General features: G+C 56.7%; 9 protein-coding genes. 5 read left to right on the top strand and 4 right to left on the bottom strand.

From position 1 onward, the window contains the following. Positions 1-9: 9 nt before the first annotated feature. The 3 genes from NQ495_RS04940 to NQ495_RS04930 all read right to left on the bottom strand — a co-directional run bounded on the left by NQ495_RS04940 (position 10) and on the right by NQ495_RS04930 (position 5370). Positions 10-2490: an alpha-ketoacid dehydrogenase subunit alpha/beta gene (locus NQ495_RS04940; protein ID WP_009134060.1), complete on the bottom strand. Its 2481-nt coding sequence runs from the start codon at positions 2488-2490 to the stop codon at positions 10-12. Positions 2491-2598: 108 nt separating this feature from the next. Then, on the bottom strand, positions 2599-3963 hold the full coding sequence (gene lpdA / locus NQ495_RS04935) for a dihydrolipoyl dehydrogenase (RefSeq protein ID WP_009134061.1): 1365 nt from the start codon (positions 3961-3963) through the stop codon (positions 2599-2601). A gap of 72 nt (positions 3964-4035) precedes the next feature. Beyond that, complete coding sequence (locus tag NQ495_RS04930; protein WP_009134062.1) at positions 4036-5370, bottom strand: dihydrolipoamide acetyltransferase family protein; 1335 nt, start codon at positions 5368-5370, stop codon at positions 4036-4038. A 279-nt stretch (positions 5371-5649) separates the two neighbouring features. Here NQ495_RS04930 and NQ495_RS04925 point away from each other — a divergent pair, with 279 nt between their 5' ends. The 4 genes from NQ495_RS04925 to NQ495_RS04910 all read left to right on the top strand — a co-directional run bounded on the left by NQ495_RS04925 (position 5650) and on the right by NQ495_RS04910 (position 8935). Next, positions 5650-6357: a GntR family transcriptional regulator gene (locus tag NQ495_RS04925; protein WP_009134063.1), complete on the top strand. Its 708-nt coding sequence runs from the start codon at positions 5650-5652 to the stop codon at positions 6355-6357. A gap of 144 nt (positions 6358-6501) precedes the next feature. Next, positions 6502-7458, top strand: coding sequence for a KpsF/GutQ family sugar-phosphate isomerase (locus NQ495_RS04920; RefSeq protein ID WP_009134064.1), 957 nt, complete (start codon positions 6502-6504; stop codon positions 7456-7458). 372 nt (positions 7459-7830) lie between these two features. Then, complete coding sequence (locus tag NQ495_RS04915; protein ID WP_009134065.1) at positions 7831-8322, top strand: sigma-70 family RNA polymerase sigma factor; 492 nt, start codon at positions 7831-7833, stop codon at positions 8320-8322. Between the two features lie 13 nt (positions 8323-8335). Then, positions 8336-8935, top strand: coding sequence for a hypothetical protein (locus tag NQ495_RS04910; RefSeq protein WP_009134066.1), 600 nt, complete (start codon positions 8336-8338; stop codon positions 8933-8935). Positions 8936-9047: 112 nt separating this feature from the next. On the opposite strand, the gene NQ495_RS04905 is transcribed toward NQ495_RS04910, so the two are convergent. Next, the gene (locus NQ495_RS04905) at positions 9048-10652 is read right to left on the bottom strand and encodes an ASKHA domain-containing protein (protein WP_009134067.1); all 1605 of its coding nucleotides are present in this window, start codon (positions 10650-10652) and stop codon (positions 9048-9050) included. Between the two features lie 290 nt (positions 10653-10942). On the opposite strand from NQ495_RS04905, the gene NQ495_RS04900 reads away from it, so the two are divergent. Next, on the top strand, positions 10943-14065 hold the full coding sequence (locus NQ495_RS04900; RefSeq protein ID WP_009134068.1) for a glycosyl hydrolase: 3123 nt from the start codon (positions 10943-10945) through the stop codon (positions 14063-14065). Positions 14066-14186: the final 121 nt, after the last annotated feature.

The following is a 14186-nucleotide window of genomic DNA, read 5'->3' as shown; positions in this document are numbered from 1 at the left end:
CGAGTCCGGTTAAATGCCCGCTTTAGCGCGGCGGATTTGCTCCGCATCGGTGTAGTTGCGGGTCGGCACGTGTCCCTTGAGCGGAACGATCTTCTCATGAATGGCATCGATGAAGCTGTCCACCTGCGGGAAGAAAGCGTATTCGAGCTCGTAGGCCGGCGTGATCCAGTCGCGTGAACCGAGCACCACGGGAGGCGCATCCAATTCGTCGAAGGCCAATTCGGTGACGTTGCGGGCCAGGTCGTTGAGGAACGATCCGCGGCTGGTGGCGTCGCCTGCGATGATGATGCGTCCGGTTTTCTTAACCGACTCGAGCACTTTCTCGTAGTTGAACGGAACCAGCGAGCGGGCATCGATCACTTCGGCGCTCATGCCGTATTTTTCTTCCAGCACTTTCGCTGCGTCGAGCGCCCGGTACAACGTCGCACCGATCGTGAGGATCGTGATGTCCTTGCCTTCGCGTTTCACGTCGGGTTCGCCCAACGGAATTTCATAATATCCTTCCGGTACGCCGCCTTCGTGGAACTGTTCGCCCACGTCGTAAATGCGCTGGCTCTCGAAGAAGATCACCGGGTCGGTGCCTTGCAGGGCGGCATTCATCAGCCCCTTCGCGTCATAGGGCGTAACGGGGAACACGACCTTCAGGCCAGGGATATGTGCCGCCAGAGAAGTCCAGTCCTGCGAGTGCTGCGCACCGTATTTCGAACCGACCGACACGCGTACGACCACGGGCATCTTGAGGATGTTGCCGCTCATCGCCTGCCATTTGGGCAGTTGGTTGAATACCTCGTCGCCGCAGCAGCCGAGGAAGTCGCAATACATGATTTCGGGGATCACGCGTCCGCCGCACATTGCGTATCCGATTGCGGTGCCGATGATGGCCGCCTCGGCGATCGGTGCATTGAACAGGCGGTGGTAGGGTAGTGCCTCGGTCAGGCCGCGGTACACGGCGAATGCTCCGCCCCAGTCACGGTTTTCCTCCCCGTAGGCCACCAGCGAAGCGTCTTTGTAGAAACGGTCGATGATCGCTTCGAAGATACCGTCGCGCAGTTGGAACTGTTTCATTTTCGAGAACGGCTTGCCGTCCTTGTCGAATGCGAAGCGCTCCTTTTTGGCGATCTGCTGCACGCGCGGGTTTTCGCTCATCGGATGGTTTACGTCGGGTTTGGCGTCCGACAGAGAGTCGATGCTCTGATTCGAGAACATCATCGTGCCGAGCAGTTCCGGCTCTTTGTGCAGGTCCATGCGCGGCGAGAGCTCGTCGTCGATCGAGAGCTTGAAAGTGTCGAACATGATCTCCTTGATCTCCTTGGTGACTGCGTCCAAGTCGGCCTGTGTGGCAACACCTGCGTCGATCAGTTCCTTGCCGTACGATACGATGCAATCCTGTGCCTCCCATGCTTCGACCTCCTCTTTGGTGCGGTACGACGATGCGTCCGAGGGCGAGTGGCCGCTGTAACGGTAGGTCAACACGTCGAGCAGCACGGGGCCGGCCTTCTCTTTTTCGAGGATCGCTTTCTTGCGGCGGTAAGCGTCGATCACGGCCAGCGGATTGAAGCCGTCCACGCGTTCGGCATGCATCTGCTCGGGGTTCACGCCGGCGCCGATGCGGGCTGCGAAATCGAAGCCCATCGTCTCTCCGCGGGTCTGTCCGCCCATGCCGTACTGGTTGTCCATGATGTTGATGATCACCGGCAGGCCGCCTTTCATGTCGCCTTCCCAGAGCTGTTTGAATTGGTCCATGGCGGCGAAGGTCATGCCTTCCCAGACCGGACCGCGTGCCATCGAAGCGTCGCCGATGTTGGCCACGACGATACCGGGTTTGCGGTTTACTTTTTTATAGAGGGCCGCGCCGACGGCGATACTGCCGCTGCCGCCTACGATGGCGTTGTTCGGGTAGATGCCGAACGGCGTGAAGAAGGTGTGCATGCTGCCGCCCAGTCCTTTGTTGAATCCGGTCGTACGGGCAAAAATTTCGGCCAGTGCGCCGTACAGCAGGAAGCGGATACCGAGTTCCTTGACCGAGCCGCCTTTGTATGCCTTTTTGGCAACGTTCACGGTGGCGCCGTCCCAGAATTCGTTCATGATCTTTTCGAGCGACTTGTCGTCGAGCAGTTCGATGGCACGCAGGCCTTTGGCGAGAATTTCGCCGTGGCTGCGGTGGGAACCGAAGATAAAGTCGTTGATGTCGAGCATGTAGGCCATCCCGACAGCAGCGGCTTCCTGGCCGGCCGAGAGGTGGGCGGGGCCAGGGTTGTTGTATTCGACGCCGTTGTAGCCGCCGGTGGTCTTCACCAGTTGCAGCATCGTTTCGAATTCGCGGATCACCACCATGTCGCGGTAGATACGCTTCAGGTCGTCTTTGGTGAAGTGCTTGCTTTTGAGCTCCTCCTTCGCGGTTTTTTTGTACTGGTTGACGGGGATCGGCGAGAAGGTGATCTCACCGGCTTTCCGCATCTCTTTAGGATCGATGTATTGTGACTTAGGCATAACTGTTATTTGTTTTTAGGTTTTTTGCTGGTTGTATGAGAAGCTGCTCTTTTCCCCGTTTTTATAGCGGTTCAGATGCGCCGGGCCGGCTCGCTCCCCCGATTTGTGTTATTCTCCGAAGGCGAAGACGGTCTCCTTGAAAATTTCCGACACGGTCGGGTGCGGGAAAACCACCTCTTCCATCTCCTTGAGCGTCATCTCCTGCTCGATGGCCATGCAGGCGCCGTAGATGATTTCGCTGCACGGGTTGCCGAGCATATGCACGCCGAGCACTTCGCCGTACTGCTCGCCGACGAGCACTTTGCAGATGCCCGTGCCTCCTTCGTTTTCAGCGACGAAGCGTCCGGCATAGGCCATGGGGAGCTTCTGGATGCGGTATGCGATACCTTCCTTTTTGGCCGACTCTTCGGTCAGGCCGACACCTGCCACTTCGGGATTCGTGTAAACCACGCCCGGGATAGCGTTGTAACGCATGACGTCCGGACGTCCGGTCAGGTTGTTCACGACCACCTCGCCTTCGCGGCTGGCCGTATGTGCGAGCATCGAAAAGCCCGTCACGTCGCCTGCGGCAAAGACGTTCGGTATGTTCGTGCGCATCTTGTTGTCTACTTTTACCGCGCCGCGGTTCAGCTCCACGCCTAACGTTTCGAGGCCCAATCCGGCGGTTACCGCTCGGCGGCCGACGCTGACCAGTATCTTGTCTCCTTTGGCCGATGCGGTATTGCCCTGCGGATCGACATAGATCACCTCGTTGCCTTTGATTTCGGTCACACGGCACGACAGGTTGAACTTGATGCCTTTTTTCGCATAGATATCGCGCAGCATCGCGCTGATTTCGCCGTCGAGGCCGCCGAGGATTTCGGGCAACATCTCTACGACCGTCACTTCGGTGCCGAGGCTGTTGAAGAAGCTCGCGAACTCCATCCCGATCACGCCTCCTCCGATAATCACCAGCGATTTGGGCTGTTCTTTCATCGCCAGGATTTCACGGTTCGTCAGGATGATGTCGCCGGCCTCCTTCAGACCCGGGATCGGCGGTACGAAAGCCTCCGAACCGGTGCAGAGCAACAGGTTGACTGCGTAGTAGGTCTCGCCGTTGCACTCGATTTCGATCCCGTTTTCAGAGCGGCCTTTGATTTTCGCTTCACCTTTGACGACTTTGACGTTGTGCGCTTTCATCTTGGCGCCCACGCCGCCGACCAGTTTGCGGACCACTTTGTTCTTGCGGTCCACGATCTTGCCGTAGTCGTAGGTCGCATCCGCTGCGAATACGCCGTATTTGTCGCCGTGCTTCGCATAGTCGTATATCTTCGCGCTGTAAAGCAGCGTTTTGGTCGGAATACACCCCTCGTTGAGGCAGACACCGCCCAACTCGCGCTTCTCGAACAGCACGACGTTCAACCCTTTCGCTCCGGCACGTTCCGCAGCCACGTATCCGCCCGGGCCGCCGCCGATAATTGCCAAATCTATCATTTTTGTCGATTTAAGTCTGTTAATGGTGTGCGGGGCGGTGTCGTAAGAACTTCCGCTCCGCCGTGCATTTAATTAAAGTTCGAAGTCGAGCGCTTCGATTTCGTTGGCTACCTCTTTGACGAAGCGGGTCGCCTCGCCGCCGTCCAGTGCGCGGTGGTCGTAGGTGAGGCTCAGGCCGATGTGCGGCACGAAGGCGTATACGCCGCCGCCGATATCTTTCGGGCGGGGTACGATCGTATTCACACCGAGGATCGCCACCTGCGGCAGGTTGATCACGGGGGTAAAGATCTCGACGCCGTAGTTGCCGAGGTTCGATACGGTGAACGATGCTGCTTCGGAAGAGAGCAGGTCGGGATCGATCGAGCCCTTCTTGCAGGCGTTGGCAACCTCTTTGAGTTGGTTGGCGAGGCCCTGGATCGAAAGGTCGTCGGCATTTTTCACCGTCGGCACCATCAGGCCGCGGTCGGTATCGACGGCCAGGCCGAGGTGGACTTTCGAAAAAACGCGCGTGCTGTCACCGAGGAAATGCGAGTTGACCTGCGGGAATTTTTTAAGCGCTTTGATTACCGCCATGCAGACCATGTCGTTGAGGGTGATGTTGGTCGGGTAGCCGTTGTCGACGGCTTTCTTGACTTTCTTCCGCAGTTCCAGGATGCGGCGGGCGTCCGCGCTGAGGTGGTGCGTCAGCTGGGCCGAATTTTGCAACGATGCGTGCATCGCTTTGGCGATCAGCTTGCGCATGTTGGTCAGCGGCTTGATCTCGCTGTCGGTCGCGTAAACGCTGTTCTTGAGGGCCCCCATATCGGCGCCTTTGACCATGCCGGCCAATCCGCTGCCCGCTTCGGGTGCGGCCGCACCGGTCTCCTTCGCGATGGCTTTCGCCAACGGGGTGAGTTTGGGCGTGGCGGCGATGGCGGCCTGTACGTCGCGTTCGATGACGCGGCCGTGAGGGCCGGAACCTTGCAGCGCGGCGGCGTTGACCGCCTCTTTTTCCGCCAGTGCGCGGGCGCGCGGCGATACGGGTGAAGTGCCTTCGGTGGTAGCGGGCTTGACGGCAGTTGCGGCTGCGATAGCGGGTGTTGCTGCGGGAGCAGCAGCGGCGGCAACCGGGGTTTCGGCTGCGGGAGCAGCGGCTTCTCCGCCCGGACGGAACTCTGCGGTGCTTTCACCCTCGTTGCCGATTACCATTACGTTGGTCAGCACCGGAATTTCGTCGCCGTCGTCGAAAAAAACGTCCAATACGGTGCCGGCCACCTGGGCCTCCTCTTCGAACGAAGCCTTATCTGTCTCGTAGGAGAAAAGGATGTCGCCCACGGCGACTGTGTCGCCCTTTTTCTTTTTCATTTCGGTCAGGATACAGCTCTCGACGGACTGTCCCTGTTTAGGCATGATGACTACTGTTGCCATATGAGTTTTAAGTTATGTATGATTTAGTTAGTTCTCCGCAAAATCCGGTTTTTGCAAAGTTACAACAATAACTTATATATACAAGTGATTTTTATTGATTTTTCTAAACGTTGATATATAGGTGATTGTGTGTATCCTGAAGGTTTACAAGTTGTGAACATGTATATACAAATTTTCCCGACAAAAATTTGTCAGGCCCGATATCTTTGCCTATATTTGGCTTCGACTAAACTTTTTGCGCCTGACTTTCAGGCGTCTGAATCAGACCTTCAAAATGCCATGGTAGAGCTGCCCCGATATAAACAAGTTTACGAAACCCTCCGGCGCCATATCGCCGAGGGAGTCTATTCTGCGGGCGATTTGTTGCCCTCCGAACATGAACTGAGCATTGTGCACCGGGTCGCCCGGCCAACCGTGCGTCGTGCGCTCGATCAACTGGTGGCCGACGGGTTTATCCTGAAACACCAGGGAAAAGGAAGTATCGTGAAAGGTGTGCCCAAAGGAATCGGTATTCTTTCGCTGACGGGTACCACATCGGCCGTCGGGCGCGAGGATTTCCTCACGCATATCATCCTCCGGCCGGAAGTGCGTTCCTGGACCGAGGCGTTTTCGTTTCCGGTCACCCCGTATGAACAGGAGGTCGGATGCATCTATTTCGAACGGCTTCGGCTGCTTAACGGCGAGCCTGTGTTCCTCGATATTACGATGCTGCCGAATATCAACCTGCCGCGGTTTACTTCGTATAACCTGGAGAATACCTCGCTGTTCGACTTTCTGCGCACGAAATACCAGATCGTCGTGACGGGCGGGACGCAGCAGTTGTATGCGATCCGGGCGGATAAGCGTCTGCAGGAACACCTGCGCGTCAAGCCGGGACACCCGATCCTGCAACTCGACCGCAAGATCGAGACTTCGCGTCCCGGTTTCCACATTTACAGTCAGGTTTTCTGCGCCACGCGCGGTTATGGCCTGCGAGGCACTTTTTAATAATTAAATTCGTACCTTTGGGCTGTAATTTTTGAGCAGTAATATTTAGTCTGGGCCTGATGCAGCCGGGATTTTCCGGTCCGATCCTTTTTTAACGGATCGCAGGCGAGGCCGGGACGTTACAAAAAATAAACCGATAACGAGATGAATCCGATCCGACAGAGTGCTATCGATACGATCAATACCGAGGCTGCGGCCGTCAAACACCTGACCGAACTGCTGACCGACGATTTTGAAAAAGCCGTGAAAGCGATCATTGCCTGTAAAGGCAAGGTGATCGTCACCGGCATGGGTAAATCGGGTCTGATCGGCAAAAAAATAGCTGCGACGCTGGCCAGCACAGGTACCCCGTCGTTTTTCCTTCATCCGGGTGAGGCGTACCACGGCGATCTGGGGATGATCGAACCGCAGGATATCGTTTTGGCGATTGCCAATTCGGGACAGACCGACGAAATCCTGAAGTTGATCCCCTTCCTGCAATACAACAAGAACGTCGTGATCGCAATGACCGGGAATCCCGAGTCGACATTGGCCAAGCATGCGCATTATCACCTCAATATCGCCGTGGCGCATGAGGCGTGTCCGTTGGATCTGGCGCCCACGTCGTCGACTACGACGACGCTGGTGATGGGAGATGCGCTGGCCATCGCGCTGATCAACGAACGCAACTTCAAAGCGGAGGATTACGCCGTGTTCCATCCGGGCGGCAGCCTCGGGCGGCGCCTGTTGACGAAGGTGCAGGACGTGATGCGCAAGGACAACCTGCCTTGCGTGCCGAAGGAGATGACGTTGGGCAATGTGATTATCGCCATCAGCGATGCGCGGCTGGGAATCGCGGCGGTCGTCGAGGAGGGCAAACTGATCGGTGTGATTACCGACGGGGATGTGCGCCGGGCGATGGCCAAATACAAGGAGAACTTTTTCAATATCGAAGCGCAGGAGGTGATGACCCGCACGCCGAAAACGATCCTGCCGACCGAACGGATCGTCGTGGCCGAGGAGATGATGCGCAACCACAAGATACATTCGATCGTCGTGACGGATGAACAGGGACACGTGGTCGGCATCGTCGAGTTTTTCAATGTCTCGGTGATGGGGTAGCGTCCGGGTGCATTTCACATGCCTTGGATTCGCATCGCTGTTTGTGCCGGATTTCGGTTGTGGGGATGGAGACTGTTTCCGGATGACCGGATGGATAGTCTGGGCCTTGTGGGGGCGGAGGGAAATAGAAAAGACAAAAGATATAGGCGTAAAGAGAGGCTTTTTAAGATTGCCGCAGGGCGATTGGAATCATAAGCGGACGGACGGGAATAACCGGATTGTCCGCTTGTTTTTTGTATGAGACTTGTCGCGGAGCGTTTTGTATCCGGGCGATGCCCCGGTCAAAAATAAAAACGAACCTGAAGGTGTATAAAAACGGCGGCAAATGCCATTTTTCGGCGGAGTGGGCGTCTAATAATTAAAACAGGCACGATGGGTAAGCATGAATTGGAGGAAGCCTTTATTGCGATGATTCGCCGGTATGAACGGACGATTTACAAAGTTTGCGTCTGTTACACGTCGCTGGAGTGGCCGCTCGCCGATCTGTATCAGGAGTCGGTTTGCCGCTTGTGGGCCGGTTTCCCGAAATTCAGGCAGGAGTGTTCGCTCTCCACCTGGGTGTACCGGGTGACCCTCAATACCTGTCTTACCGGCGTACGCAGGAGCATCCGGCGGCCGCAGAGCGTACCGCTCGTTTCCAATCTTGCGGAGGCTTTGGCCGAACCGGAGCAGATGGAAGAGGAGCTGCGCGAAATGTACGCATTGATTCGCCGGCTCGGACCGTTGGAGCGGACGGTCGTGTTGCTCTATTTGGAGGAGAACAGTTACCAGCAGATAGCGGATATTACCGGATTGACCCTGTGTAATGTCGCGACGAAACTGAAACGGGCCAAAATCAAGCTTCGGCAGATGGTGAACGCATAAAACGGATTAGAGTATGGAACTGGAAGAGATGAAAGAGCGCTGGGCGGCTTTGAACGACCGCCTGGAGAGAACCGAAATGTTGCAGGAGTCGGTTATTCGTGAACTGGTGCGAACGAAAGGGGAAAAGTCGGTCAGCCGGCTGATTAACTGGGAAACATTCGGTTTTGTGGTGACTATATTGATCATCCCCTACAGCATATATGTCTATCATCGCTTCGGCGGGCATTTTGCGATGTGGGATCTGTTTATCCGTGTGGCGATCGTTGTTGACGGACTGCTTGTACTTTGGACCGGCTATAAACTGTACGGGTTGATGAAAATCGATTTTACCAAGGTCGTGAAAGAGAATATCCTTCGGGTAAACCGCTACACGGTACAGATTACGCGGGAAAAGATATTTACGGCTGCGATTATCGGCCCGTTGTTCGTGATTTTGTCGGTAGTCATGTCTATAGAGATGAAAGCGCCGGATTTTATATGGGGCGTTTTGTTTGGCGTCGTTGTGGCGACGACTGTTGCCTGCTACTGGTTGTACAAAAGGGTGTTCGATAAGAATATTCGTCGATTGCAGGAGAGCCTTGCGGTTATTGAAGAGGTCGGTGAGGAAGAATGACTGCGGGTTCCCCTTCGGAATAATTCGGCAAGTAACCTTTTTATCCAATGTCCTTCGGCTTTTACCCATGGGGACAAGGAGCCCGGCCGGAATTGATCTGGAATAACGGCGGCTAAAACGACATCTTCTCGCAGAATACATCCAAAAATGCCGGGTTCGATTCGAGCGAAAGGTGGCTCGTGGCCGGTAGCAGGTTGTCGATGAATGCATCGTCTTCAAAAAGGAACATCTTGGCACCGATCAGGGCGCTGTTGCTCAGCTTTACGATTTTCTCCCCGTCGAACTCCAGCAGTCCCAGGCCGATGGCGTTGGGCAGGTCGATGTAGTTGCCGAATCCTCCTGCGATAAATACCCTTTCCACATCGCAGCGGGATATTCCCTGCTCCCGGAGCAGCAGCTCCACTCCGGTGGCGATGGCCGCTTTTGCCAGTTGAAATTCCCGGATGTCTTTCTGGACCAGTTTGACCTTGCCTGTCAACGGCAGTTCCATCGAGGGTGTTGCGATCGTGCCGTCGCGGCTGATTTTTCCTTCCTGTACGCCTGTGCGGATCGCGTCGATCAGCCCACTGCCGCAGATACCCGCAGCTTCCACATTCCCGATTACGTGCACCCGGGTTTCTGCACCCAGGCGTGTTACCGAAGATATCGCTCCGGTTGCGGCGCGCATGCCGCACGAAATGTTGCTGCCCTCGAAAGCCGGCCCTGCCGCCGTTGAGGCGCAGAGGATCCCGTTGCGGCTGCCTACCGCGATTTCGCCGTTCGTCCCCAGGTCGATCAGTACCCGGGGGCTTCCGCTGGAAAACATGCCTGCAGCGTAAATTCCCGCCAGGATGTCGCTGCCGACGAAACTGCCGATATTGGGCAGGAAGGCGATGTCGGTGCCGGCCAGCTTGTCGGCGACAGAAAGGTGATTCGCGTTGTCCGGTTCTGCGGCGGAAAGAGCATTTCGATCGGAGTGTTGCGTTTGAGAAGAACGGACCGGAGGCTTGGTTCCGGAAACCTCCAGCCAGCCCAGTTCAGCCGCGGAGAAATGCCGCATGCCGTTATCCGGCGACTCGAATGGGTAAGCGGCCAGCGGACCGACGTCGAGTCTGCAAAACAGGTGGTGCATCACACTGTTGCCGACGATGCGGATGCGGTCGATAGGGCCCGGGGCCTGTGCTGTCAGGGTCAGGACATGTCGTCCGACCGTTTCGCGGACCAGGGCGGTGAGGCGTGCGGCGTGCTCTTCCGACTGTATCGCATAGCTGATACGTGACATGATGTCGGCCCCATGGCGGGCCTGCGGATTGATATCGGTCTGGACGGCCTGTACGCGTCCGGTCGAGAGGTCGAGCAGTTGCGATACGATCGTCGTCGAGCCAAGGTCTACGGCGATTCCCCGGCCTTCGCGCGGCGTGAACCGGAACGGCGTCTCGTCGGCCAGCACGATGTTGTCGAACTGCGCCACTTCGATGGTGAGGTCCTCTTCGACCCGGCTCAGGCAGGCCAGTCTCCATCCCGGCAACAGTCCTTTCCGTTCGAGGACTGTGCGGTGCTGCGGGCTCAGTGCGATTTCGCCTGCGAGCAGCTTCACTTTGCAGTTGCCGCAAATTCCCTTGCCGCCGCAGGGGAATTCGATGCCCAGATCGTGTATCGCATCGCTGAGCAGCGCCCCCCGGGCTACTTGTAAGGTCCGTCCGAGCGGAACCAGCGTCACGGTGCATGTCTTTTTCATAGGGAGATGGGGTTGGAAGGGCGCACCCACTGCGGGAAAGCCGACCAAAGGTAGCGAATGCGCTGCGGATATGCAAATGAAGCGTGTCCGGGCGCGGTGCTTTCGATTTTAAATCGTATATTTGGATGCCCGGTGCGCGGAAAGGGGTTTTCCCGCTATCCGGGTAGGGGCGGACGGTATTTGCCTGTCCGTTTCGGAGCCGGCCCGTGCAGGGGTGCTGCCCTGTGATAGACGGGCGACTTCCGGGAGTATCGCTTGAATTGAAACGAATCATAACCTAAACGAACCGAATGAAAAAGATCCTTCTCTCCCTCGCAGCGCTCGTGTTCTGCGGAGGGTCTGCCGTAGCCCAGGTGGGCTCTGCGGCTTCTATGGCCCGTCTGATCGAAGAATTCCCGTCTCCGGGCGGCGAGTTCCGCACCGCGCCGTTCATGGTCTGGAATACCGAAGTGAGCAAGTACCAGATCGACAATATGCTCAACGAGTACCGTCGGCAGGGATGCGGCGCGGTGATTATCCACCCGCGTCCGGGTCTGAAAACCGATTACCTGTCGCCCGAGTGGCTCGAAATGTATAAATATACGGTCGACCGGGGTAAACTGCTCGGCATCGACGTCTGGATTTACGATGAGAACTCCTATCCGAGCGGATTCGCCGGAGGGCATGTCTACCGCCAGATGCCCGAAGCCTACAACCAGGGCGCGGGACTGATGCCGACCGTTGTCGGAGTGATGCCCGGCGACGTGTCGAAATACGCGGTGGTCGTCAGCGAGAAAGGCGGCAAATTGACCGATGTTACCGCCAAGGCCCCGAAGATGAAAGGCAAAAAAGGTAAATTCTATCTTTACGAGAAAACCTATTACAAAGTTTCCCCGTGGTATGCGGGCGGTTCGTACGTCGATTTGTTGGCCGACGGCGTGACCGGTAAGTTCATGGAGATTACTATGGACGGTTACGAAAAAACGTTCGGCGGGGATCTGAAGAACAACGTAAAAGGAATTTTCACCGATGAGCCGGAGGTGGTATCGTCCGGCGGCCTGCGTTGGACGCCGGACCTGTTCGAAGCATTCCGGGCGCGTTACGGCTACGGCTTGCGCGACCAACTGCCCGCATTGCACGAGGAGGTGGGCGATTGGAAACGGGTACGGCACGATTACTTCGCGCTGCTCAACGATATGTTCGTCGACCGCTGGGCCAAACCGTGGTCGCGTTATTGCGACGAAAAGGGCATTTCGTGGACGGGACATTATTGGGAACACAGCTGGCCTAACGTGACCGGAGTGATCGACAACATGTCGATGGCCGCGTGGCAGCAGACCCCCGGTATCGACATGCTGTTCAATCAGTTCAACGAGAAGGATGTGCATGCCCAGTTCGGCAATATCCGTTCGGTCAAGGAGGTGCGCAGCATCGCGAACCAGCTCGGCCGCCAGCGGGTATTGAGCGAAACATATGGAGGCGCGGGCTGGGAGGCTACCTTTAAGGATATGAAGCGCCTCGCCGACTGGCAGATGGTGCTGGGGGTGAACCTTGTGAACCAGCATGTCGGCCACATGAGCCTCGACGGGGTTCGCAAATTCGACTATCCGCCGATGTTCACGCGCGCCGCTTCGTGGTGGGAAAACTACCACGTCCTGAACGATTACATCGCGCGCATTTGCACGGTGATGAGCCTGGGCGAGCAGGTCAACGATATCCTCGTCCTGGAGCCCACCACGACCGCATGGCTCTACAACAACTATATGGGTAAACCGGCCGAAGGCGCTTCGCTGGAGATCGGGCAGAAATTCCAGGATCTTGTTGCGACGCTGGAGCATGCGCAAGTCGAATTCGATTTGGGTTGCGAACATATTTTCCAGACGAACGGATCGGTGCGCGACGGCAAGTTCGTTGTGGGCAATCGCGCGTACAGCACGTTCGTGATTCCGGACGGGACTGAAAATATCGAAGGCGCTACTTTCGACCTGCTCAAATCGTTCGTTGCCCAGGGCGGGAAACTGATCGCCTTCGGCTGTCCGTCGCGGGTGGACGGTGTCGTTTCTCCCGAAGTCGAAGCGTTTTGTAAGTCTAACAGTATTGCCGGGGGCGGTTTAAACACTACCGCATCCCAAGCGGGACTCCCGGTATGTACACCCGAATTTATCGAATCGAATTTCCGCAACGACGACATCCGTTTTGTCACCGTGTCGGGGGGCGACCTGCACCATCACCGCAAGGAGTTCGCTGACGGTCAGGTATTGCTGCTGACCAATGTATCGCTCGATGAACCGACGGCGGTCGAAGTGGCGCTGGACGGCAAATATGTCGTACGCATGGATGCGCTCGACGGCAAAACGTATCAAATTCCGTATACTTCCGGCGACGGTAAAGTCGCCGTCAAAACGACCATAGAACCTGCCGGCAGCGTATTGTTGCGGGTGTCGGACGAGCCTCTGGCCGCCGAGAAGGCCGCTGTCTTGAGTGGAGGCATGCCGCTCAAGGAGATGCGACCGCTGAGTATCGGCCGCGTGAAGGATAATGTGCTGCTGATCGATTTCGTCGATCTGGTCAGCGGGGATAAGAAGTACCGGAATCTGTACTACAACGCGGCCGGCAAGCAGATTTACCTGAACGCCGGATTGCAGGATAACCCGTGGAACCGTGCGATTCAGTACGGCAGCGACATCGTCAATATGGACCTTTCCGCGGCTCCGGGTTTTACCGCGACTTACAAATTTACGGTCGGGGAGGGCGATGTCGATCTGGCGTCGATGAAGATTCTGGTCGAGCGCCCATGGCTTTATACGGTCAAGGTGAACGGTACGCCGGTAAGGGCTGGACACGGTTGGCTCGTCGATGAAGATTTCAAGACGATGGGCATCGGATCGCTCGTTAAACCGGGTGAAAACCGGATCGAGCTCGTCGCCGATCACACGACGGTGGATACCGAACTGGGGGCCGTTTATGTGCTGGGTAATTTCGATGTGGTGAACCGTGGGGAGAAATGGGTGATCGTTCCCGCGCACAAATACGACCGGCTGGCCGACTGGCAGGAACTTGGCGCGCCGTTCTATCCGTGGGAGATGCGCTATTCGAAATTCTATGACGTGCAGGATACGGGAAAACGCCATTGGGTGAAAGCCGACCGTTGGAACGGATCGGTCGCGGAGGTATGGGTCAACGACCGTAAGGTGGGCGTGATCTTCTCCGATCCCTATACCCTGGATATTACTCCCTACCTGACCAAGGGCGGCAATCACGTCGAATTGCGCGTAGTGGGCAGTATGCAGAACTTTATCGGCCCACACCACCGGGCCTATGACGGTTATGTCGGTCCCAACTGCTGGGAGGTGGACAGTCCGAAAAAGGCTTCGGAATATCGCCTTACCCCGTTTGGGTTACAGTCCGATTTTACCCTTTATGAAGGGGTGTAAAACTCGGATCGGAAACTTTCGTGGCAAATCGGGCTGAAGCGGTGTGCCGCTGTCCGTATCACGCTTTGCGGAGCAGTTGTCGGGATAATTTCCGGGTTCGCCGGGAGTAGTCCCGGCGGGT

The organism is Alistipes indistinctus YIT 12060, from assembly GCF_025144995.1.
Classification (GTDB): Bacteria; Bacteroidota; Bacteroidia; order Bacteroidales; family Rikenellaceae; genus Alistipes_A; species Alistipes_A indistinctus.
This window is presented reverse-complemented; position numbering and strand designations above follow the sequence as displayed.